The organism is Nonomuraea sp. NPDC049129, from assembly GCF_040648495.1.
In the GTDB taxonomy this organism is placed as follows: Bacteria; Actinomycetota; Actinomycetes; order Streptosporangiales; family Streptosporangiaceae; genus Nonomuraea.
On sequence record NZ_JBEZDU010000056.1, the window covers coordinates 1 to 23,482 of the forward strand.

At 64.8% G+C, this 23,482-nt stretch carries 27 protein-coding genes, 1 tRNA gene and 2 pseudogenes; 18 read left to right on the top strand and 12 right to left on the bottom strand.

Annotated elements, in window-relative coordinates; genetic code table 11:
- The 4 genes from AB0B64_RS60200 to AB0B64_RS60215 form a co-directional block, all read left to right on the top strand.
- On the top strand, nucleotides 1–491 hold a 491-nt coding region (locus AB0B64_RS60200; protein WP_358206768.1), incomplete at its 5' end, for a hypothetical protein.
- Between the two features lie 88 nt (nucleotides 492–579).
- Nucleotides 580–942, top strand: coding sequence for a hypothetical protein (locus AB0B64_RS60205; RefSeq protein ID WP_358206785.1), 363 nt, complete (start codon nucleotides 580–582; stop codon nucleotides 940–942).
- A gap of 58 nt (nucleotides 943–1,000) precedes the next feature.
- The gene (locus AB0B64_RS60210; RefSeq protein ID WP_358206789.1) at nucleotides 1,001–2,551 is read left to right on the top strand and encodes a multicopper oxidase family protein; all 1,551 of its coding nucleotides are present in this window, start codon (nucleotides 1,001–1,003) and stop codon (nucleotides 2,549–2,551) included.
- 97 nt (nucleotides 2,552–2,648) lie between these two features.
- Complete coding sequence (locus AB0B64_RS60215; protein WP_358206803.1) at nucleotides 2,649–2,855, top strand: hypothetical protein; 207 nt, start codon at nucleotides 2,649–2,651, stop codon at nucleotides 2,853–2,855.
- A gap of 7 nt (nucleotides 2,856–2,862) precedes the next feature.
- On the opposite strand, the gene AB0B64_RS60220 is transcribed toward AB0B64_RS60215, so the two are convergent.
- The 5 genes from AB0B64_RS60220 to AB0B64_RS60240 all read right to left on the bottom strand — a co-directional run bounded on the left by AB0B64_RS60220 (nucleotide 2,863) and on the right by AB0B64_RS60240 (nucleotide 6,527).
- The gene (locus tag AB0B64_RS60220; RefSeq protein ID WP_358206875.1) at nucleotides 2,863–3,528 is read right to left on the bottom strand and encodes a MerR family transcriptional regulator; all 666 of its coding nucleotides are present in this window, start codon (nucleotides 3,526–3,528) and stop codon (nucleotides 2,863–2,865) included.
- Between the two features lie 20 nt (nucleotides 3,529–3,548).
- Complete coding sequence (locus AB0B64_RS60225; protein ID WP_358206880.1) at nucleotides 3,549–4,550, bottom strand: hypothetical protein; 1,002 nt, start codon at nucleotides 4,548–4,550, stop codon at nucleotides 3,549–3,551.
- Between the two features lie 210 nt (nucleotides 4,551–4,760).
- A complete protein-coding gene (locus AB0B64_RS60230) occupies nucleotides 4,761–5,207 on the bottom strand; it encodes a hypothetical protein (RefSeq protein ID WP_358206910.1) in 447 nt (148 codons plus the stop codon).
- 213 nt (nucleotides 5,208–5,420) lie between these two features.
- The gene (locus AB0B64_RS60235; protein ID WP_358206919.1) at nucleotides 5,421–6,038 is read right to left on the bottom strand and encodes a DUF305 domain-containing protein; all 618 of its coding nucleotides are present in this window, start codon (nucleotides 6,036–6,038) and stop codon (nucleotides 5,421–5,423) included.
- Nucleotides 6,039–6,095: 57 nt separating this feature from the next.
- Nucleotides 6,096–6,527, bottom strand: coding sequence for a DUF6153 family protein (locus AB0B64_RS60240; protein ID WP_358207352.1), 432 nt, complete (start codon nucleotides 6,525–6,527; stop codon nucleotides 6,096–6,098).
- A 132-nt stretch (nucleotides 6,528–6,659) separates the two neighbouring features.
- On the opposite strand from AB0B64_RS60240, the pseudogene AB0B64_RS60245 reads away from it, so the two are divergent.
- Nucleotides 6,660–6,995, top strand: a pseudogene (locus AB0B64_RS60245) (recombinase family protein); the annotation flags it as partial.
- 363 nt (nucleotides 6,996–7,358) lie between these two features.
- Here the strand turns inward: AB0B64_RS60245 and AB0B64_RS60250 are convergent.
- Both AB0B64_RS60250 and AB0B64_RS60255 read right to left on the bottom strand, forming a co-directional pair.
- Nucleotides 7,359–7,781 (bottom strand): hypothetical protein, encoded by a 423-nt coding sequence (locus AB0B64_RS60250; protein ID WP_358206927.1) that lies wholly within the window; start codon nucleotides 7,779–7,781, stop codon nucleotides 7,359–7,361.
- Nucleotides 7,782–8,005: 224 nt separating this feature from the next.
- Nucleotides 8,006–8,069: transfer RNA gene (locus tag AB0B64_RS60255), tRNA-Arg, on the bottom strand.
- A 398-nt stretch (nucleotides 8,070–8,467) separates the two neighbouring features.
- Between AB0B64_RS60255 and AB0B64_RS60260 the strand changes: the two genes are divergently transcribed.
- From AB0B64_RS60260 to AB0B64_RS60270, 3 genes are all read left to right on the top strand, one after another.
- On the top strand, nucleotides 8,468–9,040 hold the full coding sequence (locus AB0B64_RS60260) for a hypothetical protein (RefSeq protein WP_358206938.1): 573 nt from the start codon (nucleotides 8,468–8,470) through the stop codon (nucleotides 9,038–9,040).
- A gap of 71 nt (nucleotides 9,041–9,111) precedes the next feature.
- Nucleotides 9,112–9,480 (top strand): hypothetical protein, encoded by a 369-nt coding sequence (locus AB0B64_RS60265; RefSeq protein ID WP_358206949.1) that lies wholly within the window; start codon nucleotides 9,112–9,114, stop codon nucleotides 9,478–9,480.
- A 540-nt stretch (nucleotides 9,481–10,020) separates the two neighbouring features.
- On the top strand, nucleotides 10,021–10,506 hold the full coding sequence (locus AB0B64_RS60270) for a hypothetical protein (protein WP_358206973.1): 486 nt from the start codon (nucleotides 10,021–10,023) through the stop codon (nucleotides 10,504–10,506).
- 439 nt (nucleotides 10,507–10,945) lie between these two features.
- On the opposite strand, the gene AB0B64_RS60275 is transcribed toward AB0B64_RS60270, so the two are convergent.
- From AB0B64_RS60275 to AB0B64_RS60290, 4 genes are all read right to left on the bottom strand, one after another.
- Nucleotides 10,946–12,913 carry a DUF3732 domain-containing protein gene (locus tag AB0B64_RS60275; RefSeq protein ID WP_358207010.1) on the bottom strand — a complete coding sequence of 656 codons (1,968 nt, stop codon included), beginning with the start codon at nucleotides 12,911–12,913 and terminating at the stop codon, nucleotides 10,946–10,948.
- 5 nt (nucleotides 12,914–12,918) lie between these two features.
- A complete protein-coding gene (locus AB0B64_RS60280) occupies nucleotides 12,919–13,404 on the bottom strand; it encodes a three component ABC system middle component (RefSeq protein ID WP_358207175.1) in 486 nt (161 codons plus the stop codon).
- Between the two features lie 46 nt (nucleotides 13,405–13,450).
- On the bottom strand, nucleotides 13,451–14,659 hold the full coding sequence (locus AB0B64_RS60285; protein WP_358207186.1) for an ABC-three component system protein: 1,209 nt from the start codon (nucleotides 14,657–14,659) through the stop codon (nucleotides 13,451–13,453).
- A gap of 704 nt (nucleotides 14,660–15,363) precedes the next feature.
- Entirely contained in the window at nucleotides 15,364–15,819 is a 456-nt protein-coding gene (locus AB0B64_RS60290; RefSeq protein ID WP_358207284.1) for a winged helix-turn-helix domain-containing protein, read from the bottom strand.
- A 138-nt stretch (nucleotides 15,820–15,957) separates the two neighbouring features.
- Between AB0B64_RS60290 and AB0B64_RS60295 the strand changes: the two genes are divergently transcribed.
- From AB0B64_RS60295 to AB0B64_RS60305, 3 genes are all read left to right on the top strand, one after another.
- Nucleotides 15,958–16,230 (top strand): hypothetical protein, encoded by a 273-nt coding sequence (locus AB0B64_RS60295; RefSeq protein ID WP_358207288.1) that lies wholly within the window; start codon nucleotides 15,958–15,960, stop codon nucleotides 16,228–16,230.
- A 625-nt stretch (nucleotides 16,231–16,855) separates the two neighbouring features.
- Entirely contained in the window at nucleotides 16,856–17,548 is a 693-nt protein-coding gene (locus AB0B64_RS60300) for a GntR family transcriptional regulator (protein WP_358207294.1), read from the top strand.
- Complete coding sequence (locus AB0B64_RS60305) at nucleotides 17,545–18,453, top strand: aminoglycoside phosphotransferase family protein (RefSeq protein WP_358207299.1); 909 nt, start codon at nucleotides 17,545–17,547, stop codon at nucleotides 18,451–18,453. The genes AB0B64_RS60300 and AB0B64_RS60305 overlap by 4 nt, the downstream gene beginning before the upstream one ends.
- On the opposite strand, the gene AB0B64_RS60310 is transcribed toward AB0B64_RS60305, so the two are convergent.
- Nucleotides 18,450–19,697, bottom strand: a complete 1,248-nt coding sequence (locus AB0B64_RS60310) for a hypothetical protein (protein ID WP_358207302.1) — start codon at nucleotides 19,695–19,697, stop codon at nucleotides 18,450–18,452. The genes AB0B64_RS60305 and AB0B64_RS60310 overlap by 4 nt on opposite strands.
- Before the next feature lie 447 nt (nucleotides 19,698–20,144).
- Between AB0B64_RS60310 and AB0B64_RS60315 the strand changes: the two genes are divergently transcribed.
- The 7 genes and pseudogenes from AB0B64_RS60315 to AB0B64_RS60345 all read left to right on the top strand — a co-directional run.
- The gene (locus AB0B64_RS60315; protein WP_358207309.1) at nucleotides 20,145–20,312 is read left to right on the top strand and encodes a hypothetical protein; all 168 of its coding nucleotides are present in this window, start codon (nucleotides 20,145–20,147) and stop codon (nucleotides 20,310–20,312) included.
- Nucleotides 20,313–20,331: 19 nt separating this feature from the next.
- A complete protein-coding gene (locus tag AB0B64_RS60320) occupies nucleotides 20,332–20,661 on the top strand; it encodes a WhiB family transcriptional regulator (RefSeq protein WP_358207315.1) in 330 nt (109 codons plus the stop codon).
- Nucleotides 20,662–21,036 (top strand): RRQRL motif-containing zinc-binding protein, encoded by a 375-nt coding sequence (locus AB0B64_RS60325; RefSeq protein ID WP_358207323.1) that lies wholly within the window; start codon nucleotides 20,662–20,664, stop codon nucleotides 21,034–21,036. It begins immediately after the preceding gene.
- Entirely contained in the window at nucleotides 21,033–21,230 is a 198-nt protein-coding gene (locus AB0B64_RS60330) for a hypothetical protein (RefSeq protein WP_358207331.1), read from the top strand. Before AB0B64_RS60325 ends, AB0B64_RS60330 begins: the two co-directional genes overlap by 4 nt.
- Complete coding sequence (locus AB0B64_RS60335) at nucleotides 21,227–22,216, top strand: DUF2637 domain-containing protein (protein WP_358207338.1); 990 nt, start codon at nucleotides 21,227–21,229, stop codon at nucleotides 22,214–22,216. The genes AB0B64_RS60330 and AB0B64_RS60335 overlap by 4 nt, the downstream gene beginning before the upstream one ends.
- A gap of 26 nt (nucleotides 22,217–22,242) precedes the next feature.
- Nucleotides 22,243–22,620: a hypothetical protein gene (locus AB0B64_RS60340; RefSeq protein WP_358207346.1), complete on the top strand. Its 378-nt coding sequence runs from the start codon at nucleotides 22,243–22,245 to the stop codon at nucleotides 22,618–22,620.
- Nucleotides 22,617–23,482: pseudogene (locus tag AB0B64_RS60345) on the top strand (hypothetical protein); the annotation flags it as partial. The gene AB0B64_RS60340 and the pseudogene AB0B64_RS60345, both read left to right, overlap by 4 nt.

Sequence of the window (23,482 nt, forward strand, 5' to 3'; positions counted from 1 at the left end):
AGCTGTATCCCGTCGGCCTGCTGTTCGGGCTCGGCTTCGACACCGCCACCCAGGTCGGCGTCATCGGCATCTCGGCGGGAGCCGCCTCGGGCGGCGCCCTGCCCCCGCTGGCGATCATCTCACCGCCGTTGATCTTCGCGGCCGGCATGTCGCTGTGGGACACGCTCGACGGCGCCCTCATGTGCCGCGCCTACGGCTGGGCCTTCTCTCATCCCCTGCGCAAGATCTACTACAACCTGTCCACCACCAGCCTGTCGATCTTCGTCGTGTCCGTCGTCGGCACGATCGAGCTCATCGGCGTGCTGACCGACAAGCTCGGCGTCGCCGATCGCCAGCCCTGGGCCCTCCTCACCGGCCTGGATCTCAACACGATCGGCTACTTCGTCGTCGGGACGTTCCTGATCACCTGGCTGGGCAGCATGGCGTACTGGAGGCTGGCCAAAATCGAGCAACGGTACAGAACCACTGCTACTGCTGATAGTAAATTGTAGGGAAGCTTCACCTGCTACTTCGCTGCCGATCATGGCGAAAGGCGGTGTATCTTACGACGCACCATAGCGCTTGCCATATGCTCTGCTCATGAAGCATGCGCATCGGGTCGTTCCGCGCCTGATGCTGCTCATGCTCGTGGTTCTCGGCGTCATGGCGATGCACACGATCGGCCATGTGTGCGAGCACGATTCGCCCATGGTGGGCAACCACGCCTCGTTGAGTGACGTCATCTCCCACTCGGGACAGCATCCCGGCGATCCGACGACATCGGCCTGGGTATGCCTGGCGATTCTCGGCGTGGCCGCCGGTTGGCTGCTTCTCCGGCCGCGCTCCGGCAGTGCCGGCCAGGCTCCTTCACACGCGGGATCGCGTGGGGGCCTCTGGTTCAGTCGATCCCTGCGCGGACCGCCGCCGCCCGAGCTGGCGCGCTTGGTCGTGCTCCGGATCTAGACCGTCCCCGGACCGCCGTCATCCCACTGAGCGCGACCTTACAAACGAGGCGACACCCATGGACATCGATCGACGCACCCTGCTCAGAACCGGACTCGGCCTGCTGGGCGGAGCCGCACTCACCGCCTGCAGCGATGCCAGCCCCACCCCATCGCCCGCATATGTCACGCCGACTGGCGCACAGGTGCGGGCCGCGGAGCAAGCCCGCCGGCCAGGCACCGTCAGGGACTTCCGCCTGATCGCCGCGCAAGCGCAGGTGGATCTGGGCGGTACGACAGTACGGACCTGGGCCTACGACGGGCGCGTCCCCGGCTCCGAGATCCGCGTCAACGCGGGCCAGATGGTAAGGGCCCGTTTGACCAACCAACTGCCTACCGACACCACCATCCACTGGCACGGCCTGGCACTACGCAACGACGCCGACGGCGTGCCCGGCGTCACCCAGCAGCCGATCAAGCCAGGGGCCGAGTTCGTCTACGAGTTCACCGCGCCGCATCCCGGCACCTTCTGGTTCCACCCACACTCCGGCACCCAGCTGGACCGCGGCCTGTACGCGCCGCTGATCGTGGAGGACCCGCGCGAGCCGCTGGACTACGACGAGGAATGGGTCGTGGTACTCGACGACTGGCTCGACGGTGTCACCGGCAACCCGGACGAGGTACTGGCCGAGCTCTCGCGCGGTATGAGCGGCATGATGCAACCGAGCTCGTCGGCGTCCTCGATGCCCGGAATGGACCACGGCAGCATGAACATGACGCCCAGCCCATCATCGGGCATGGGCAACCACATACTCATGGGGGCGACAAGCCCGCTGCTGGGCGGCGACGCGGGCGACGTGCGCTACCCGCACTTCCTGCTCAATGGCCGCATCCCGGCAGATCCGGCGACCTTCCGCGCCAAGCCGGGCACCCGGCTACGCATCCGGATCATCAACGCGGGCGGCGACACCGCCTTCCGCGTCGCTCTCGCCGGTCACCGGCTGACCGTCACCCACACCGACGGCTTCGCCGTACAACCCGCCGACACCGACGCGCTGCTCATCGGCATGGGCGAACGCTACGACGTCCTGGTCACCCTCAAAGACGGCGTCTTCCCCCTGGTCGCCCTGGCAGAGGGCAAGGACGCGCTGACCCGGGGCCTGATCCGAACCAGCACGCAAGCCTCCGCGCCAAACCCCACGCTGCGCCCCAAAGAGCTGGACAGCGACGTCATCGACTACGCCAAGCTCCAACCCCAGGACGCCGTACGACTCCCACAGAAGCAGCCGGATCGGACCATCAGGCTGGAGCTCACCGGCAGCATGATGGACTACAGCTGGGCGATCAACGGCAAGAAGTACGACCCGAGGACCATCACGCCCATCCGATCAGGAGAACGGGTCCGCCTCTCCTTCGTCAACCGCACCACCATGTGGCACCCGATGCACCTGCACGGACACACCTTCGCCCTGCCCACCGGCATCCGCAAGGACACCGCCATCGTGATGCCCAACGACAAGCTCGACGTGGACTTCAACGCCGACAATCCGGGCATCTGGATGATCCACTGCCACAACGTCTACCACGCCGAGTCCGGGATGATGGCCCTCCTCGGATACCAGCAGACTTGATCGCGTACCTCACGCTGGACGTGATCGGCTGGTACGTCCTCGTTCCCGTGAGCATCGCCTCGCTGGCCACCGGACTGCTGCGGTCATGGGGCACCAGATGGGGACTGTTCCAGCACTACTGGGTGGTGATTTCACTGCTTATGAGCACGAAGGCAGGGTCGCGGCGGACGCCGACACCGCCTCGCTCGCGCTCGCGCTGGTCGGCGCGGCGCACCAGCTCCTGCTCACCCGTGGCCCGTACGCCCCCGACCTGCGTGACCGCATGCGCCAGGTGGCCACAGCGCTGATAGCGGGCGTCACCTGAGATCTGCCTATCCGGTGGCCTTGGCCTGCCTCCTGCCGGCGTGGCAGTCCGCTCGGGCGAGCCGTCGCAGCGCGTCGAAGAGCTTTTCGTAGAAGACGGCGGCCTGCGTCAGCGGCGGAGTTCGACGCGACGTTCTGACCAGGCGCATTTCGATGGCGACCGTTTCCCTGGCGAGCCGCGCGTATCCGGCCAGCAGGGCGGGCTGGAGGTCGTGGCCGAGCTCTTCGAAGGCCACGAGCACGTCCGCCACCGTGTCGAGCGCTTCCGCCTCGGGCTGCACCCGCCATCCGCCCGCAAGGAGCAGGTTGATCAGCTGTTCCCTGGTCTGGCCCCACTTGGCGGGCCGAAACGGGGTGCGCCGCGAACCCGCGGGCGGGTGTTGCCGTACCGGCTGCGACGGGTCCTCCGTCGCGTCGATTAGTGTGCGGATGGTGGGCAGTGACAGGTCGCCGATCTCTACCAGAGCCCGGATCAGCCGCAGGCGATAGAGGTGGCCGTCGTCGTATTCGACCTGGTTGCAGCGCAGCGGACGCCCAGGAGGAAGCAGGCCCTCGCGCCGGTAGAACTTGATCGTAGCGATTGACAAGCCGCTCTTGTTGCTCAGCTCGCCTATCCGCAAGGTGCTCACCCCTACCGGTTCGAGACGGACATCAGCGGGGTGAGTCCCACCCACCCCGCTGACCTGTATTGCCGTTATGCGTGGCGACGGACCTGGGCGAGGAACGCGTCCTGCTGCGTGCCGTTCAGACGCGCCACACCCGGAACCGTGCTGAAGGTGCGGACCACGCCGCCGTCCAGCAGGTACCGGCCTTCGGGTGAAAGTACGACCTGCCGGCCGTCGGTCCGCTTGCCGTCCAGGATCAGTACATACTGCTGGCCGATCTGGTAGGCCGGGTCGTCGGCGATGCCGGAGGCGTCGTCACCGGTCCTGAACAGCGTGACCGTCTCGTCCGCGGACCCCTTGAGGGTCTCATCGGTCCGCAGGGTGATCGCCTGGGTGGGCACCCGGTCTACTCCGCCCGGCTCGGCCTGGGCTCCGACGACCAGGTCGTCTGCCTGACGCACCTCGGTCACAGTCGCCCGCACCACGGCGCTGCCCATCCGTACCGCCTGGCTCAGTGACCTGGGCTGGCTGCGCCAGATGGCCGCGTACTGCGGCGGGCCGCCGATCGTCTCGGTGCCCTCGACCGCCGCCGTGTGGTGCGAGGTGCGGTACATGGCCGAGATGTCGTTCCAGTTGTGCTGGACGGTGTTAGTGAGGTTGTTGTAGTAGCCCATCCCCATGCAGCCGTCGTTGGAGTGGTCCAGCCCGAACAGGTGGCCGACCTCCTGGCAGAAGATGCCGGTCTTCTCGGCCGAGGTGTAGCTGTAGTAGTAGTTCAGCCGGGCATGACCGTGGGTGATGTGGCTGCCGGAGGTGTAGTTGATGATCTCGGCGAGGCCGCCCCAGCCGGTGTTGCCATAGTTGCCGTCGAAGACACTGATGTCGGTGTGGGAGCCCACACGGGGCAGGGACAGGAGGGTGTGGCTGTCCCAGTCGTTGATGGACGCCTCGGCCTGGCTGAAGTTGGTCGCGGTGTCCTGGATCTGGATGGTGACGGTGGCGCCGTAGCGGTTCCAGTGCCAGCTGCCCCACTGGTGCGCGAACGCGGGTGGCGTTGTGGAGACCAGGACGAGTCCGATCGTTGCGGCCATTGCGAGTGCTGCCCTGATGGGTCGCAAGGCTGCACCTCCTTCGACACGGGGGGGTGAAAGTGCGGAAGGCACGTGCCAGCGTTTGTTACGCATGTCAGATCTGAGGCGAACGAAACGTAACAGGCTGGTCAAAGCCGGACAAGAGGGCATGGCGATTCCGCATTACCGCATCCCGTCAACCTGCGGCAATCGTCGTGTCGAGCTGATAGGTCAACTATCAGCTATAGGAGCGCGGCGCAGCCATCGATAGAGAACCAGCACTCCGCCCACCAGCGCGACACCTAGGAAGACCAACAGGTACGGGGAGGTCCCGCCCTGCTCGATGGCGATCGACCTGGTACGAGTACAGGCGTTGTCCTGGAACGGACTGCTCGCGTTGAGCGGATGGAACTCGTACCGCGCACCGGTCTTATACGTCCGATCAGCCGTAGTAATACCGCTCTCCGACGGCGTACCGACCACTTGGACGTCCTGACCGTCGTCCGTGCGTACGTGCGCGACGCGCCCCTCTCGCTCCACCGACAGCACCACGCCGATGAACACGTGCGGAGAAGGCGGAGGGGTCCCTGTGCAGTCGGCGAGAGCAGCTGCCGGCGCGACCGCCAGGGCCGCGCCCACGATGGCGCATAGGAGGCTGATCCGCAGTATGGCGGCCATACCCTTTTGACGTTTCGCAGCCCCTAGGCGTTCACCAACTCGTATCCGGCCTCTTCCACGACGGAGGAGCCCCAGGTCAAGCGTGGTCACGAACAGCCCCTTATGCGCCTCGGCGGCGGCTGTGGCGCCCCCAGCGGTACGGAGCCGGCCTCGAAAGGGTATGGCCTCGCTGAACCATGGGCACCCGGGCCGCAGCCCGGGTGCCGCTGTTGGTCAGAGTCGCTTGAGCAGGCCCTGCATCTGCTCGACTTCCGTCTGCTGGGCGGTCTCGATGGTCTTGGCCAGAGCCTTGGCCTCAGGGTTGGAGCCCTGGGACTGCTCGGTGCGGGCCATCTCAATCGCCCCGTTATGGTGAGCGGTCATCAGCTGGACGAACTGCTTGTCGAACGCGGCGCCCTTGGCCGCCTCCAGCTTCTTCATGTCCGCCTCGGACATGATCCCGGGCATGTTGTGACCCATGCCGCCGGAGGGCGCGGGCTTGCCCCAGGTCTTCAGCCAGCCCTGCATGGTCTGGATTTCCGGATCCTGCGCCGCCTTGATCTTCGCAGCCAGCTCCTTGACCTCCTTGTCGCTCGCGCGCGTCTCCGCCATCTCGGCCATCTCGACCGCCTGCTGGTGGTGCGGGATCATCATCTGCGCGAACATCACGTCGGCGTCGTTGAACGCCGCACTACTCGACTCGGTCGCGGTCGGAGCACTGCTCGCTTGGCTAGCGGCCGGAGCGCTGCTGGACATGGTGGACATGTCGTGCTCGCTGCCCCCACTGCACGCCGTTAGCAGCGCCAGGGCGCCTGCGGCGATGCCGATGCTGAATACCCGGTTCGTGGTCATATTTGGCCATCTCTCTGCTGGTCTGCGTACGGGTCCTGAGCTGCCAAGCAGCCGGGCCTATATGCGCAGCACCGATAGGTGAGCCAGCTGTATCGAGGTCGGCGAGGGAGGCGGCCTAGCCGTCCGGGCCACCCAGGAGGGCCTGCTGGACTCGGCCTCCGGTGTCCACCGCGCTAGGGCCGCGCTCGCGATCAGCGCGATTGTCAGAAGCGACGTCAGTACGGCAAGGCAGACAGACCTCGGGTCGAGCCCGGGCATCTCATCGTTCAACACCCGACTGGCGTAGGACGGCAGCGCTGCAGCCGCTTGGTGCGACTCCATGGCGCGGTCGCCGGACATCTCGCCCATGGCCACGTGCCCGAGCGTGTGCATCCCACAGACGCCAAGTACGAGCATGACGAACAGGAGCCAACGCCCGGCAGCCAGCCCGGTAACGCGGATTGACCTGCCCATCGTCCCCCGAATCGCAATGGCGCCCTCCTCGTACATGAGACATCTTACGAGGATGGGTCGTAGAACATTGCGGCATTGCACGATCTGGAGCAGGCCGGAGTCGCCCTGTTCGCCGCCGACGAGCCCATCACCTTGAACGGCAAGCGCGCCGACAAGGTGCCCCACCCGGTGCCCGCCAAAGCCGCCGAAGGCAAGCACAAGACGCGCCTGATCCCCGATCCCATCAAAGGACCGATCGTCACTCAGATCTACACCTGGCGGGTCACCGAGCACCTCGGGTACGGCGACATCGTCGATCGGCTCAACGCCGACCTGGACCGCTATCCCCCAGGGCAGTCGCTCAATCCCAATTACCGCGGCACGCCCGGATGGGGGCGCTCTGCCATCGTCGAAATCCTGAAGAACCCCAAGTACACCGGCTACATGGTGTGGAACCGCAAGGCCACCATCAGCCGCAAGGGCAAAGGTCGGGGCACAAACAACCCGCCCAGCGCCTGGGTCTGGTCCGACTACCCCACGCACGAACCGCTCGTCACCTGCGAGATGTACGACGCCGCCCAAGGCGTCGGCCGGCAGCGTGCCCGTTCGCGCGTCGGCTCAACGGTGAACAAGCATCCCCAGGCCAAGCGGACCTATGTGCTGAGGTCGTTCGTTGTATGCGAGATCTGTGGCACCCGCATGTACGGCAAATGCGATCTGCGTCATGCCGCCAAGACCGTCTACATGTCCTGCCAGCCGGGTCAGAACCGCAAGAACCGCGCGGTTCCGGAAGGCCACCCCACTGGCATTCGAGTCCGTGAGGACCATCTCCTCACGGCCGTTCACGACCTGTTCGCGCGCCGCGTGTTCGGACCGCACCGCCGTGAACTACTGGCAGTCGAACTGCCCAAGACCGACCAACGGGCACTGACGGACTGGAAGGCGACCCGGGGGGCGGTGAGTCGGACTCTGACCGAGTTGGGCCTGCGTATAGACCGACTGACCCGGCAGTTCGAGGAGACCGACCTCAATCCGGTCCTGGCACAGAAGCTGAACGTCCGCTTCATCGAGTTGCAGTCCGACCACCGCGCCAGGTCCGACCGGCTCGCCGAACTCGACGCCAACCCGCCTGAACCCGACCACGCGGAAGATCTGATCGACCGCCTGCCCATCCTGACCGGCAACTTGGCGCACGCCCCGGAGGAACTCCAGCGTGAACTGTTCGAGGTCTTCAACCTGGAGATCCGCTACGACGCCCGCACCAACCTCGCCACCATCAGGGCCACGCTGGACAGTGACACGATCGGCCATCTGATGACGGTGAGCAGAAAAGTGATAAGTGAGCTGTCACCTTCCGGCAGGCCCGTGACCTGCACCGTGTCGGTCGGGTCGAGACCGCCTGGCGCATCAGCGACCGATCGCCTCCCGACGCATCGCGGTGAAGCAAGTCGGGCGAACCGCCCTCAACAAGACGAAAACGGGCCCCCTTTGCCCCGAAAGGCGAAGAGTGCCCGCTACGCAGATCTGATGAGTGCCCCCTGTAGGATTCGAACCTACGCACCCGGCTCCGGAGGCCGGACGAAACCGTGCCATTGACCTGGGGTAATGCCCCGTACGTGCGGTGCTCTGTACGCCACTCGTACGTGATCATGCTTAAAAGCCTCTGAAACCGGCTACTTGATCACCCTGGCACTTCGGCGAGCTGCTCCAGAGTGAGGCGTGCCGCGTGCCGCTGGTGGTGTACCAGTTCCACGAAGTTGAGTTACTTCCCGGCCCTGATCTATTAGCAATCTCGTCGCAGCTCGCGACTGTGGTGGCGAGGATCGACTTGATGGAGCGCCGCACCCCAGTACCGATCCATATCAGCAGGTCCGTGAGCAGACCGATATCGACCAGATCGTTAAACGGATCGCGTTCCGCATCGAGGATCGCGGCGGCACCTGAATTTACGGCGTGTCGCGCGATGACAGACCATGTCGAGCCCTACCATTCCGGGCGTGGACCTGGACCCCGCCAGCCTGGGGGTGATCGTCGCCGGCGTCAGTGCGATCTTGAGCGCCGTGGTCGCCCTAATGGCCCCCCGGCTGACTTTCCGCTATACACGCGCCCTCGAGCTCGACAGACGTCGGTTCGAGAAGCGTTCCGACGTGTACGTCGATCTGGTAGCCCACCTGTGGGATCTTCGCAATCTCACTGACCCACAGTCGCCCTCGACCGACGAAAGTCAGGGCAGGCTGACAACCGAGGAGAACCGGCGACTCGAGGCGAGAGTTCATGCCTTCGCCAGCGCTGAAGTAGACGACCTGCACAACCGTGTCACCATTGCGTACCTAACGTGGTTCAATGCCTCTGGCCAGCTTCGCCGCAGCGGCACCTCTGCTGATCCCAGGCCATCCATAGGAGACGCCTACCAGGCCGAAACTGCGAGACGTGCACATGCCCGCAAGACCCTCAAGGAAGCTATAGCGGAGCTGGAGCAGCAAATCCGTGACGAGCTGCAGCCCGACGAGTCTCCGCGCTCCAGACGGTTTGGTCGCTCCGCCAAGAAGGCTCTCCGACGCGAAAGCTGAAGCTGCCGTCTCCCCTCCGCGATTGGGCGTACCATCGCCGTGGCCGTCCCGTCGGGGGACGGTGTCACCCCATGTTCCTGTCGGAGGAACCCATGGCCTTGAGCCGTCTTGCGCAAGAATTCGCTGCCGAGGTCGCACAACACGACTGGTCTGATGCGCCCTACCGGGCAGACCGCGCTGGCCACCAGAACGCGGACGACCGTCCTGGGCGCACAGCCCCTCAGCTCACTCCCGAACAGACCGACGTCGTGCGCGAGAACGTGATGTGGGTCGCTGCCCAAGTCCTCGGTTTCAGCGACCCCAACTTCCCGTTGTACGAGTTCGCCGAGGCATGCGGCGTCAGCACCATCACTCGGAGCGGCCGCAAGGACGGCGGCATCGAGGCTGGCATCCGTAAGAGGAGTGACGGCAGCTACCAGCACCCAGGCGTCCGCGAATAGTCCTTCGAGGCCCTCGGCTTCACCCCGGAACTGGGGGCCTCCAGGAGGACTTGGAGAGCGCGTTCGGCACCGGCGTACAGCCATGCGTGACGTTGGCCGACATCCGAGGCGACGTCCTCGCCAGCGCCTTAAGCCATGCATGACTCCCGGCTGATAGACCCGCTGGCGTCTTCAGGAGATGCAGAGGGACCGCGTCTTCGTGTCAGACAGGAAGCGGATACTAGGCGAGCAGGGAACGCACCTCCGGCACGTCGCGGTACAGCTTCAGCCAGCCCAGGACGACCATCCAGACATTATCCATGAACGAAATTTCGAGGTTGTCCCCAGCATGGCGGCATAGGCGGACTAGCCGATTGCCGGGAATTGTCGGTGTCGTCTGAGACCATGCCACCGATCAACCGATAAGGGGGCAGGTCAATGCACACATACCAAGCGGCATGGGTCCCAGACGACGATCCGCATCGCGACTGGGGGGTCGCTGCGGACCTCGCAGTCGCCTGGATCCTGACCAAGGCGGCCGAGCAGGGAACCGCGCCAATCGTGTTCAGTAACGCAATGGAGTCGATCAGGAGCATCGAGAGCCTGGATCGCCTCGCCAGTCGGTACGGGCACGCCACATTGCGATCCCAGCCGCCCGGGCGGCGAGGACCGGTCCTGGCCTACGTGCCGACCTACGAAGCACTTGAGGACGCCGCCGGGATGGCCCGCGACTCATACCTATGCGTGGTCGAAGGGTCCACATCCATGGCCGGCTGGGCGTCAGCGGTCGGCGCCGAGGACCTATTGCGGCCGGGCCAGACTGCCGCGCCGCTCGACCCGGACCTAGCGAAGGAGCTTGACTCGCTCGTGTTCTACGGCAACAACGGCTGGGGCGACCAGTTCGGCAAGCAGCAGGCTCGACGTCTGCTGGCCAACCTGCGGCCCGAGTGGCGTGACTCAGCGATCATCTGCGGGTACATGCTGGCGAAGGGCCGCTCGGCACAGGGGGTTAAGAACCTCACCAAGATCATGGAGAAGGCGGCCTAACCGGCCGCTTTGGTTAGCGATGGCGGCCTCACTGGGCCGCCATCGACGCGTAGGGTCCGGTGACCGTGGTCGCATGGGTCGCCGGCGGAATTGCACTTTATCTGTCGATCGCTATGAGTCTTACAACCACAGACCGCCGGGTTTGGCCGTTCGCGCCGTCTCGACGCTGCCGCGGCAAGGGACGCTGGCGGATGGCGGATCGAAGCGACTTTGCCACCCGCCGGCAGAAGCACATGTACTGCTCGGTGTGCCAAGCGACGGGCGTGCGGATCGGGAGGCGTTGACTCTCGCATCGGGCGAAGGACAGCGCGACGCCTTCTGCCCTCAGGGGACCAGCAAACCTCTCACGTCCGCGCCGCGATCGAGTACGAGGCGCTTCACGCGACGACCCGGTTGGCATGACAGCCAACTAAGTCAGCTCCGCCGAACTCGGAGCACATCACTCCGCCGCCTCGTCAATCCAGCTTTGGGGAATCAGCTTTTCTCCGTTGCGCCAGTTATGCATCACGGAGTTCCGGAACCACTCTTCGGGAAGGTTCGCGTGATCACACACAATGATCTGCATGTCTGGAGCCAACTCTCGTACGACATCGTAGATCAGTCGGAAGAGCCTGCTCACAGCCTCCCGATCGCTGTCCGAACTCAATGCACCCGACGCTTGGTCGACCTCTGATCGATACCAGACCTGCGTGGGCTGGTCGAGCATGAGTATGCGGGGAACTGGCCTATTTTGACGGACAAAGTAGCGATGTAGGGCGAGGTGCGCCACGACGTGGTAGCCGACCCAGTTCTCGCCACTTCCAATGCGGAAGAGAGGCGCCGGTCCTTGCGCGGTGTCTGCCACGACGGTGAGCCGACTCAGATCGAGCCGTACGTTACCTTCACCGTGTTCCAGTTGGAGCCTGTTAGCCCACGCCGTCATGTCCTGGCTGATCGTGACAAGGCGCGAAGTCAACTGTTCACGCTCTTCGGCCGGGTCTAGTTCCGCTTCCAGCGAGCGGACGCGCTCAGCGGCGAACTCTTGGAGACGCTTGAGACGATCAAGTTCTTCGTCGGAGCCGCTAGGCAACGTCGCCAGCGTGGCGTGGATGCGCCCTCGAGTGAAGTCATGCTGAGAGTCTTGTGAGAGCTGGTCCGTGGCGGACCTGCTGGACGTCAAGGACCGAAGTGCCCCCTCGATGGAGCGAAGACGCGAGCGGAGGACTGAGGCCTGTTCATCGAGCGTAGTTAGCGCTGCGCGGCGTGCCGGGCGAGCCGCGTCGACTCCCGCAAGTTGGGCGTTTAGATCCTTCAGGCTGCGGTCAAGGCCTGCGACGCTAGCGTCGGGTTCGTCTAGAGCACTTCCACACAAGGGGCAGCCGACCGCAGAGTCTTCGGGCGGATCCGCTCCATTCTCCTGCGACACCAGTCCCAGGAGGTTCAAGCTAGTCAGACGCGCCGTTTGCATCCGGATGGCACCGTCGAAGCCAGCTTCGGCCGCCTCCTGCTGCAGCAGGATCTCGCGATCTGCCGTGATAGCTCGTATTTGAGCACGCAAATTGTCCCGATCCTGCTCCAGGAAGTTTTCGCGGACAGCAATCTCCCCATCCACCGCCCGGGCAGGCTGTGGTGCTGTGATCGCTGCTTGCAGTGTGGAGATGGCAATGAGACGCTCAGGTTGTTCCGCCGATTGGACCATCCCAAGGGCATATGCCTCGCGCCATAGAGCAGCCAGGCTCGCGCCAGCCAAGTGGCTAGCTTCCTCAGCGCGCCGATAAGCCGTTTCAGCATCGCGCAAGTCGCGTCGAGCTGAGGTCAGTTGAGCCCGTCGAAGGGCTTGATCGCGAGGAACTGCACCTATGAAGTAAGGGATGGTGTCCTTGAGAGTCTGTGCCATGCCTTGTTCACCCTGGCGATGGAACAGGAGGTTCCGATCAGCAATCTCGCTCTGCCGCTGCATGCACAAGAGAGTGGCATGTCCCAAGTGGGCCTCCACGGCGTTCCGCGCTGATCCAACTGGTGGCTCATGTCGGTTCTCTTCGATACCGATCCTGCGCCCCAACTGCTCGCGGATCGAAGTGGAGTCCATATCAGCTACGAGCTCATCGAACTCAAGTGGCTCCAGTTCGGTACCGAAGCGGAGCATTGCACGCTGAGTGGAGCTCCTTCCGGGCCGTGGTGCAGGCCGAGCGACGAAGGCACGTCCCCCGCCGAGCTCGAATAGGGCAGCATGCCAGGCAACCGTCTGTGTGATGGGACCGATGGGCATCTGCATGGTGTCGCGGCCAAGGCAGTACTCGACGATGTCGAGCAGTGCGCTCTTGCCGGTCTTGGACTCGCCGGTGACGACATTGAGCGCTCCCGGTTTGAAGTCCAGGATGCGCTTAGCGCCCGTGGCGCTGTAGAGAACGATCGCGAGCAACTGCACAGCAGTTAGGGTGCCACGCCGAGGAGCGCGAAGACGGTGGTTGGGCTGTCTGTCTTCGCCAACCAGCGCCCCACAAAGTTCGCCTTACGCATCATTTCCTCTAGATCTTGCGGTGATCGAAACCCTCGGGGTCTCCTTCGGGGTTCGGCTAGGAGCCTGGTGCCCTCAAAACGCAGGATGTTGTGCGCCAACCCGAAGCGGATGCCTTCCCGCACCGGCTGAACCAACCCTTGTGCCCGCAACGGGAACCCCGCTCTCAGCACGGGGTTCCGCGAGAGCCAGGTGGCTAGGTGGGTTGTGGTCGTCCCAGGGAGCGCGTTGCGTGTGGCACGATGCAGAACCATCGGTGCCACAACGAAGGACAGCATCCATGGCACACCCGTTTCGGACTCCCTCTGGTAGCCCTGTGCTGATGTACTGAGAACCGCTGCCAGAAGTGCGGGATTCAGCATCGCGGCCACGATGGAAGACCGCTCACTCCACGCCGTCAATCACGCCCCTCTTCCGTATGGAGTCTGACATGCAACCAGCTCGACTTCACATGCGAACGCTAAGCAGATCTTGGATTCGAGTCTTGAAGTCAGCATGCCAACCAATGGTGCCCGCGTCTGCCAGACGATGCCGGTGGCCTCTCGCGAAAAAGGGATCGTTGTAACGGGAACGTATGGTAATGCCGGTCTGGTCTAGCAACGTCCGCAAGAGTTCCTTACCTGCAGCTTGCTTCGCCGCCTCGTCGGCGTCGTCATCGAGGCTGTCCGTCATCCATTCGAACTGCCTTTCCCATTCGTCGACCAACTCGTGTTCAAACCTACTCAACTCCGCTATACCAATAAGATCCTCGTCCATCCATAGGACCGCCTGTGTGTACGCGCGATAGTAGTCCACAATGGCCTTCTGCAGATTTTTGGGCGGAAAGGCCACCCACTTCATCTGCTGAACGAATGGACGCGTGCGATATTGCTCACTGATCTCATCTTCGTTCACGTCGCCGAGATGTATAAGTGTTGGCAGATTTGCTCGTGTGAACTGATCACGAATATCGTCGATAGCGGCATGCGCAGCACCGACATCAAGACTCACCAAGCGTCCCTGCAGTAGAGCCAGCGCTTGAGCATCCCACCATTGCCACACCATGGACAGGAAGAGTTCTTCATGCCCTAGCGGCAGAGCCCACCGAAGGCATACACGCACAGCTGTGTTCACATCTTCTATGTGAGCGGACCCATCGACCACCCGCATGCGATGGATAAAAGTACGACACTCAGAGGGAGCCAGCCTGAGAAACTGCTGACGGGTTGCACGCGTCTCCTTGGAACCTTCTTCCTCCGCGATGGCTAGAAGAGTATTCAAGGCCGCCTCTTCATTACGCCCGATGGCCCGCAAGGCCGCCATCGCGGACCCCTCTGCTGCGACCTGCGTAGTGACAAGCACCAGCGCTGGCCCTTCCACGTTGCCAGGCAGCGCGGTGTCCATCCACACCTGCAACGTCTTCCACACATCCGTCGCCCGGTCTGTCAGCGCGCGGTGATTACCCTGATGATGCTTGACCTGCAGCAGTTCGGTTGGTGTACCCGCTTGGTCCCAGGCGATGTCGTCGTAGAGCTCCAGGCTGATGGCCGAGTCAGATCTCTCTGGGCCAGAGCGAAGCAACTCCAGTAGAGCCCACCAGGTTTGATGCTGGTATCCGATCGCATTAGGACCAGCATTATGTGAGCCGCGAGCCATCCCCCAAGTCTCCACCGACACAACGATCAAGTCTAGGCAGCAACGGGTACGGCGGCAGAATAGCTCCGTGCCACCCACGTGCTCAGCTCAGAGCCGAAGAAGCCGGATGCCCTCGACGCAGCGTCCTGGGCACCTATCGAGGCTCACTACAGCGGCTGAGGAAAGCAGTCGGTGACCACGGCAGACCCTTGACCGTCGGCTCAGCGAAGGAATTGGTGGAGACCACCGCCCGCGTGTTCCTCCAGGACCGCGGCACCCCGCCAGTAGCGGCGCAGAGTACGACAAGGTGTCGTCCTTGGCTCATAAGCTCATCGACAACCAGCCCGGACCAGATATCGCGCCCGATGCACATGTACGGCAGGCGGCCAATGCAGCCCGTAAGCTCGCGGGAACCCGCCACGGCCAGGCGATCACAGCTGCGGCACGAGAGATCGATGCGGTTCTGCACCGATCTGACCATGCTTGCCCGCCACTGAGAGCCGACCGCACGATCGAAAAGTCGTCCACTCGCAAGCAATCGTTGGCTTGGCCACCTCACCGACCAAGCACGCCAGCCTGGTGCTGGACGCCCTCGCCATAGCCCTGTGGCAGCTGCTCCGCACAATCCGCAGAATAGGTGCCGCAAAGCGTTCACCCAGGTCAGAGGTCAATCGGTGCAAGCCGCGCTATAGGCGCGGCCGGTTAGCAGAATGCCGCAGTATCCGCAGAATCGACGCCCGGCGTGATCACTCGCTGGGCGCCACACCTTGGAAGATCAGTTCCGCGCGGTCACCGCGTAGGACCTTGCGGTGCTTTCGCGGTCCAGGGACGATTTCGAACACGGGCACGCCCTCGGGCATACCGCCGAACTCCCGAAGCTCCGCCGATGTGGCCAGGTCTCGCCGCTCGTCCGGAGTCGGCATGCGAGTGATCACGCGCGCTCCACTGGGGACGTGGTGTGGCTCTCGGGTCGGCTCAGTAGCCACCATCGACCCCCGCTTGCGTACCGTGGTGATTTGTCCCTCGGCGCGGAGGTAGGCCAGGGCTTCGCGTACGGTGTCGCGACCCACCTCGTACATCTGCGCGAGCTGGGACTCCGAGGGCAACCACGCTCCCGGCCGGTAGCGGCCGGCCGTGATGTCGTCGCGGATCGCAGCGGCGACCTGCCGGTAGACCGGCATCCCAGAGCTGTAGTCGATCACGGCACACAAGTGTCACAGGGCCATATTGCCATGAGCCTTGTGGCCATGAGGCCCTAGAGTTAACGTGGGCAAACACCTTTCGGTGAGAATTTTCATCGAACCAATTATCCAAAATGGTGACGAAGGACGCAATCCCACATGACTACCGCCCGCGAAGCTCTGTCCGACCCTGACCTGCGTGGCGCATTCAGGCGGTACTACGTCTGGCGCGACTCCGCCGGCACGTGGCGCGCACGGCCACTCCTCAAGCTGACCAGCGAGGAAGTCGCTTACGGCATCCTGCCCGAGCTGGTCGCCGAGTCACCCATCCAGCTCGCCTACAAGTGCACGTGGCAACGAAGCCGCCGCAGCGTCTACCGGTACCTCCAGGAGTACGCCGAGAGGAGCGCGGCCCTTGAGTCAGCCTCCTGAGATGCCCGGAGTGGGGTGGGAGCCGTACCAGCGTCCACCTGGGGATCACATCCGGATCAGGGAGACCTCGTGTTGCGGCGCATACGAATGGGCCGGTCAGGGCGGGCACTTCCTCATCCTGCGCCCCGCCCAGGAGCTGGGCCGCTATGAGGAGACAGCCAGAGGCCTGTACCGACAGGCACGCAAGGTATGGGAGGCACTGCTCGCATTCCATGAACTGCAGCACCAGGACCAGGAAGTCGCTGCCTCCGCCGAGCGAAAGCGCCGTACCCGTAAACCTCGCGGCAAGCAGGCCGCATGACTCACGTCCGCCTGTATGCGGCTGCCCCACCGGCTATCGCTGCTGATCAGAATCTGCGGCTTTCTGCGGCATAGCGCGAGTCTCGGACTTCGCTCCTCTGAGCCAGACATCGGCTGGCTCGAACACGCTTCAGCGGGTTCTGCGGATTCTGCGGCAGGACCGACAAGATCTCTGCCCGCCGCGACGCGGCAACGACCTGGTGTCGCCTCGCGTCCCAGAGCCTGATGGTGGGAAAGGATTAGGGGGACGTAGGGTCGCGAATCTCCGCCGGTCACACGTGCCCGCCCTACCCTAGAGACACTGTGCCTCGGCGAGGGGAGCGCGATGAGCAAGGCGACGGATGCCCCCACCTACGTTCGGATAGCCGAGGACATCCGCAGCCGCATCCTTCAGGGCGATCCCCCGGCCGGCGCCATGCTGCCCTCCGAGGCGGCTCTTGCCCGTACGTACGGCGTGGCGAGAGGAACGGTGCGCCAGGCGGTGGCCGAGCTGGAGCGGTCCGGGTTGGTGGCGAGTGAGGCCGGCCGCGGTCGTCGTGTGATGGGTGACGACCCGGAGGCGACTCACCGCGCGCCCGCCACGCAATACGAGGCGATCGCCGAGACGCTCCGTAAGCGCATTGACAGCGGCGATCTCGTCCCCGGCCAGCAACTGCCCGGCGAGGCCGCTGTGGCGGAGGAGTTCCGGGTGTCGAAGGGCACCGCCCGGCAGGCGCTTCAGATGTTGGCCGGCGAACAGCTGATCGCCGCCATCCATGGCAAGGGATGGTTCGTGGGAGGTCCCCAACACGCGCAGACGCGCGCGCATACGGTCGCCGACGAACTCCGGAAGGACATAGACACGGGCAAGCTCGCTGTTGGATCCGTCCTGCCTGGAGAGAATGCGCTCGCCCAAGAGCGCGGCGTCGCCCGGATCACTGTTAGACGTGCCTTCGCGCTCTTGGAGGCAGAAGGAGCCATCGAGAAGCGACCAGGCATGGGCCGCGTCGTGAAATCGCGATCAAAGGGTGCCACGTGACCGTATCCGACACGCCCGCACTCCCCTTCACCTCCCATGAGGCCCTGACGACCTTGCAGGAGACCTGCGAGGTCACGGGACTGGCCGGCCAGGACGCCCGGCTGATCCGCCTCGGGGAGAACGCCTTGTTCGTGCTGCCTGCCGAACAGGTCGTGGTGAGGATCGCGCGCAGCTTGGAGGTGCTGGACGACGTCCGGAAGGAGGTAGCCGTATCGGCATGGCTGCGTCAGGCTGGGATTCCTGCAGCAGAGGCGACGGCTCATCCTCAACCGTTCATCGTGAGAGACAAGCCAGTCACGCTCTGGCACCTTGTCTCTGACAGCGGTTCGCCGGCAAGCCTCAACGACCTGGCTTACGTGCTGCGCGATCTCCATCGGGCGGACGTCCCCGCCGGCCTGGAACTTCCGCACTTGGAAATCCTCAGCCGCGTCTCTGAGCGCATCACTGCGGCGTCCGTCCTCACAGAGCAGGATCGCCAGTTCCTCCTAGCACGACGCCAGGAGCTGCAAAGCGCCTACGACGCGCTGACCTTTTCTCTCCCGTCGTGCGCGGTTCACGGCGACGCTCATTCCGACAATCTCATCCGTACCGCTGATGGCGATATCGTTCTCATTGACTTCGAGCGATTCGCGTTCGGCCCTCCAGAAACTGACCTTGCCGTCACCGCCATCGAGCACGCTGTGGGCTGGGGAACGCGGGCCGAGTACGACCAATTCGCTGAGCACTACGGATTCGACGTCCTGGCCTGGGAAGGGTATCCAGTACTCAGGGACATCAATGAGCTGAAAATGACGACATGGCTCATGCAGAACGTCAACGAGGACAAGGCCGTAGCGCAGGAGTTCCGTAACCGACTCTTCTGTCTGAAGACCCCAGATGCGCCACGGCAATGGCGTGCTTTCTAGAGGTCCTGCGCCGAGTATTTCCGGGCCACGACTGCGTTGAATTCAGTCACACGACTTTCCCCTGCGTAGCTCGCGAGGTCCGCTTGAAGGTCGCGGATGTATCGGAGATAGCGCTCTGACTTGAGAGGCCCGGCGAGGTCAGTCGCTTCAAGGGCGACGGTCGCGGCCTGTCCAGGCTCACCCATGTGTACGTAACTCGCCGCCTGGACCAGCCGGTCGAAGGCCAAAGTCCGGACGTACATCGGGTCGCAGAGCCCGACCGCCTGGCCGACGAACTCCATCGCCTGGGATGGCTTCTTCAGGTCGCGGTAGCAGTGTGCGCCCTCGCTGGCCAGCTCGGCGGCGTCGAAGTAACCGACCCAGGGCGGGTCGTCGTCGACGTTGCGCCGGGCGTACCACTTCTCGGCCTCAAGCAGAGCGCGCGCGCAAGCGACCTCGTCGCCATTCCCCGCGTGCGCTCGCGCCTCCATGGCGAAGAACAAGGCCATGGGCGTCGCGGTGGACACGCCTCGGCAGCCTTCTTGCGCCGCGCGGGCGAGTTTGATCGCCTGGTCGTGTCTGCCCAGGTAATTGGCCTGGTGGCTCATGTCGGCCAGTATCAGGCCGCCCAGCATGCGATCGCCGGACACCTGGGCGAGGCGTAGTCCTTGCAGGAAGTACCTTTGCGCGAGCCCATGCCGGCCAAGGTCGTAAGCCGTCCACGCGACCAGTTCCGTGATCTCCGCCGCTGCGGCGTACAACGCCCGGCCTACCGGCTCGTTGAACTTCCCGTCCAGCAGTGGGACGACTTCCCGGTTGTAGTACTGGACGAGAGCAGAGCGGGCGTGGCCTCCCCCGAACTGGAAACCCATGTTCGCGAAGAGTTCGGTGGTCGCGCGAATAGTCTGCACGTCCCAGATACCGACGGACGGCCTCGCGTACTCCCTTATCGGCAGCGGCTCCGGACGTGACAGCAGCCAGGCGATCAGCGATTCTCCCCAGGCGTCCGGAACGACCACTGACTGAATCGCCATAGGGTCGTCGGCGAGGTCTCGGCGCGTCAATCCAAGCAGTCGGCTTCCCACATCGGATATGCCGCCACCGTGTGCCAGAGTGCGTTCAAGCGTTTCCGGTGTGACGACGCTCGCGAAACCGATGTCGTCCAGCGTGAAGGTCGTTCCTGCCTTTCTGCTAAGTACACCGGCAATGAATCTCGCGGTGGCCGGCCGGGGCTTCACTCCATCGAGCCAGCGCTTGACGTCCACATGGGTGCAACTCAGCGTTACGCCATCTTCTTGCGCAAGCTGTCGCACTCGTGAAGCAAGACCAGAATTAGAACAGTCGGCGCGCCGCATGGCATCAGCAAGCCCCACATTGGGCATTCGGGACATCTTCACCTCCGCATGTGCACGCCTCGGCAATCATGGCGCGAACACGCCCTCAGAGGCTCGCGTTCGCGGGATTTTCCGCTCCGCGTTTCTCCTGGTCAGGGTGTGAATCACCCCCAAAAAAGCACCTCCTGTGCATTCAGTCCCGATCATGAGCACGGTGTTGCGGCAGGCCCCAGCGAGGAAGGCTTGAGTCAGCAAGAGCGGGTGAGCCGGGACCGCGGGACTCCAACACGATCCGTCCTTACAGCTTGACTCTCTGTAGCTATACATGTTCTATGTCTCTTAGAACCTGCTCGCAGGTCCGAACCGAAGGGCTCAACCATGCTCATCCGTCCGCGCAAGGTGCTTCCGACCGTCCTGACGATCTGCGCCGCGCTCTACACCCTGAAGGACCCGGAGGGTGCGGCGACCATCGTCAAGGCCGCCGCCCACCTGGTCATGAGCGCTTCCGAGTCCTTCACCCGGTTCGTCCACACCATCAACAACTGAGTTCAGGAAGAGATCACCCATGGCTCACAGCCCGACCCGCCGCATCCACCCGGCACGCATGTCGCTTGCCGAGGTCGAAGCGGCCTGGCAGACCAACGAGGGGACGCCGCTCCCCGAGTGCACGTACGACCCGGAGCTGCACACCGGCCCGCGACTCACGATCGAGAGCACCGAGGAGCGCGCCGCCCGCGAGGCCGTCGCCCGCGAGGTCTGCGGCACCTGCCCCGCCCTGCTGCTCTGCGAGCAGTACGCGAGGCAGGCCCGTCCGACCTCGGGCATCTGGGCCGGCCGCCCGGCCGCCGAGATGACCGCCTACAGCGCTGAACTGGAAGACATGGAGGTGGCCTGAATGGCCAGCCGCATTCGCGCCCGTTTCTGGGACCCCTCCGGTTCCCGCTACGGCATCCCGACCTACCCGTGGCAGATGACCCCGCCGCACCTGCGTACGCTCCGCGAGCTCGCCGCCGAGGGGCTGCGCCCCGGCGGGCAGGGACCGCAGGCTCAGGTGCTGTGGTGTGCGCGCCGCCCGGGTTCGCACTCCGTTCGAACCGCCTACTTGTACGACGTGCGCTTGGCCCTGCCGAGGCGTTCCCCCAGCTCACGTTCGCGCATCGCCAGCGTCAAGGCGGTCCGGACGTGCCCTGAGTGCCTGTCCGAGGTCAGTTACGTCCTGCCGCGCGACCTCGGCGTCTGCCTCGACTGTGCCGAGGAGGTTGCCGCATGAGTAGCCGCCGCATCCTCGACACGTCCGGACGCCCCGGCGTCACCGTCCACGGCGAGAAGCTCCCGACCTTCTACCAGCCCGAAGCCGGGCGTGACGGATGGCTGGAGGCCGACCGCACGCACGGGATGAGCCGCAGCGGGCGGCCCACGCGCGAACGCCGCCCGCGAACCGCCGAGAGGAGAGACACGCAGTGACCATTCACGAGACCGCACCGCGCCCGCTGACCGAGGGCGAGCGCACCGCGATATTCGTCACCGCAGCCGTTACAGGGGTTCTCGGACTGCTGGGGTTCGTCAACAGCTTCGAGCGTGTCGCCACGGCGGCTGAGCCCTCGTTCGAGTGGTTCGCCTGGACGGTACCGCTCGGCATCGACCTGGGCATCGCCGTCTTCTCCGCCCTCGACATCGTCCTGGCCCGCCTCGGCATGCGTCTCGGCTGGCTGCGGTTCATCCCGTGGGCACTGACCGCCGCGACGGTCTACCTCAACGTGGCCGCCTACCTCGACGTGCCTGGGCGAACGGACTGGTTCGCCGTCGTCGCGCACGCCCTGCTCCCGCTCCTGTGGGTGATCGCCATCGAGGTCGGCGCCCATGTCGTACGCAGGCACACCGAGCTGTCCAGGCCGGACCACATGGACGGCATCCGCCGCTCACGCTGGCTGCTCGCCCCGCTGGCGACAATCTCGCTGTGGCGCCGCATGGTGCTCTGGGAGATCCGCAGCTACCCCGAGGCACCTGGGCAGGAGCGCGAACGCATCCTGGCCAAGACAGAACTTCAGGACCGGTACGGCTGGCTGTGGCGGTGGAAGGCCACCCGTCGCGAACGCGCCCTGTACCGCCTCGGCGAACTTGCACCCAAGCGCCTGGAGGTGCTGCCCGCTGAACCTGTCCCGGTACCGGCGGCAGAAGCCCACCGCGCTGCCCTGCCGCCGGCCCCGCCGAAGCGCCCCACCCGCAAGCCCAAGCAGCCCACAACGCCGCCCAACGTAGGAGACCTCTTGCCACTGGGACGGCACGTCGCCGCCGACCTGATCGCACAGGGCGTGTCCCTGACCCGTGACCGCCTCCGCGACGCCATCCGCAACCGCGGCCGGAGCATCTCAACCGACCGCGCAGGCGCGCTCCTGGCCCAACTCAAGGCGGAAGGCCCCATCGCCGTACCGGAAGGCGAGGCCGCCTGATGGGCCTCAGCATCACCGACACGCGCATGACTTCGGACGACTGCCCCAACGTGGCCGAACTCCTCGCCGGCGGATGGACCGTCACCGGCTACCCCGGACGACTGTTCGACCGCAACCAGGCCATCACCGCCATGCTGCTGGCCGAACTGCTGGCGCTGACCCTGCCCACCAACGAACGCCTGGCGCTCCTCGCCGGCTGCTGGCGAACCGAACTCGGCATCTCCGAGGCGGACGGACCACACGCTCCGACCGCCGACAGCACGACCACCGACCGGCCGGACGAGACGCGGTCCGACCGCGCATCGTTCCTGACCGCCACCTGGGACGCGGCCTCATCCGCCAAGACAACGACCGCGCCCCAGCGCTCCGCCACCCGCAAGGCAACAGAGGTGCATTCATCATGACGCAGCCACCGGACAACCCCAACCACGAACTGGAAGACAGCACGCCCGACCGGTCCGTCCGCCCGGACGACCCCACCACGGACAACAAGGGCGCGGACATCGTCGACCTCGATGCCGCCCGGTCCGGCCGCAACGTCGACCGGTCCCCGTCCGACCCCAAGCCCACAAAGGAAGACGCCGACGGACCGGTCATTGAAGGCGAGATACTCCGCGTCGACCGGCCCGGTCCAGCCAGGACGGACTGGCGGGCGAGCCTGGAACGGAAGGCGACCAGCCGCCAACCTCTCATCCCGCTGTGGCTGCGCTCCCGCGCCGAGGCCATCGAGACATTGAGGTGGGCGAGCCTGCACTACGCGCATGTAGCCAGCTATCAAGTCCTACGCGCCCCGCTGTACGCCGGACGGCTGACCATACGTGCTCCACGCGGGTTCGTACGCCTGGTGGGCCGCCTGGTGCGGTGGACGTTCGACCTGGAGGGGGAGCCCGTACGGGTCGCTGCCGTCCAGAAGTCCGACTATGACGGCTACCTCAAGCTGAGCAGGCAACGAGACTCCCGCGTCCGGCTCCGCGTGTGGATCACCGGGGCGACCCTGGTCACGCTGCTCGTCGTGGCCCTCATCGTGGCCGGCCAGCCGACGTCCGCCCAGTGGGTGGCGCTCGCCGTGGCTCTGGCCGCTCTGGGCATCCTCGGCAAACCCGCCGACCGGCCGCTGATCAACCGGGCCGTCATGGCGTCCGAGGTGGAGAAGCTGACCAGCGACATCGTGGTCCGCGCGCTGAGCGTGCTCGGCATCGCCGGCATCACGCAGGCACTGTCGAAGAACCCGAAGGACGCCATCCGCTTCGTCGCCCCGATCACCCG

What these genes read in the sequence shown, in the direction of transcription:
- AB0B64_RS60215 (WP_358206803.1), top strand. Translation starts at nt 2,649, where the DNA reads ATGGGGACTGTTCCAGCACTACTGGGTGGTGATTTCACTGCTTATGAG.
- AB0B64_RS60225 (WP_358206880.1), bottom strand. Translation starts at nt 4,550, where the DNA reads ATGGCCGCAACGATCGGACTCGTCCTGGTCTCCACAACGCCACCCGCG.
- AB0B64_RS60325 (WP_358207323.1), top strand. Translation starts at nt 20,662, where the DNA reads ATGGCCAGCCGCATTCGCGCCCGTTTCTGGGACCCCTCCGGTTCCCGC.
- AB0B64_RS60320 (WP_358207315.1), top strand. Translation starts at nt 20,332, where the DNA reads ATGGCTCACAGCCCGACCCGCCGCATCCACCCGGCACGCATGTCGCTT.
- AB0B64_RS60315 (WP_358207309.1), top strand. Translation starts at nt 20,145, where the DNA reads ATGCTCATCCGTCCGCGCAAGGTGCTTCCGACCGTCCTGACGATCTGC.
- AB0B64_RS60230 (WP_358206910.1), bottom strand. Translation starts at nt 5,207, where the DNA reads ATGGCCGCCATACTGCGGATCAGCCTCCTATGCGCCATCGTGGGCGCG.
- AB0B64_RS60235 (WP_358206919.1), bottom strand. Translation starts at nt 6,038, where the DNA reads ATGACCACGAACCGGGTATTCAGCATCGGCATCGCCGCAGGCGCCCTG.
- AB0B64_RS60240 (WP_358207352.1), bottom strand. Translation starts at nt 6,527, where the DNA reads ATGTACGAGGAGGGCGCCATTGCGATTCGGGGGACGATGGGCAGGTCA.
- AB0B64_RS60295 (WP_358207288.1), top strand. Translation starts at nt 15,958, where the DNA reads ATGACTACCGCCCGCGAAGCTCTGTCCGACCCTGACCTGCGTGGCGCA.
- AB0B64_RS60340 (WP_358207346.1), top strand. Translation starts at nt 22,243, where the DNA reads ATGACTTCGGACGACTGCCCCAACGTGGCCGAACTCCTCGCCGGCGGA.
- AB0B64_RS60210 (WP_358206789.1), top strand. Translation starts at nt 1,001, where the DNA reads ATGGACATCGATCGACGCACCCTGCTCAGAACCGGACTCGGCCTGCTG.
- AB0B64_RS60265 (WP_358206949.1), top strand. Translation starts at nt 9,112, where the DNA reads ATGTTCCTGTCGGAGGAACCCATGGCCTTGAGCCGTCTTGCGCAAGAA.
- AB0B64_RS60300 (WP_358207294.1), top strand. Translation starts at nt 16,856, where the DNA reads ATGAGCAAGGCGACGGATGCCCCCACCTACGTTCGGATAGCCGAGGAC.
- AB0B64_RS60330 (WP_358207331.1), top strand. Translation starts at nt 21,033, where the DNA reads ATGAGTAGCCGCCGCATCCTCGACACGTCCGGACGCCCCGGCGTCACC.
- AB0B64_RS60250 (WP_358206927.1), bottom strand. Translation starts at nt 7,781, where the DNA reads ATGGCCGATCGTGTCACTGTCCAGCGTGGCCCTGATGGTGGCGAGGTT.
- AB0B64_RS60205 (WP_358206785.1), top strand. Translation starts at nt 580, where the DNA reads ATGAAGCATGCGCATCGGGTCGTTCCGCGCCTGATGCTGCTCATGCTC.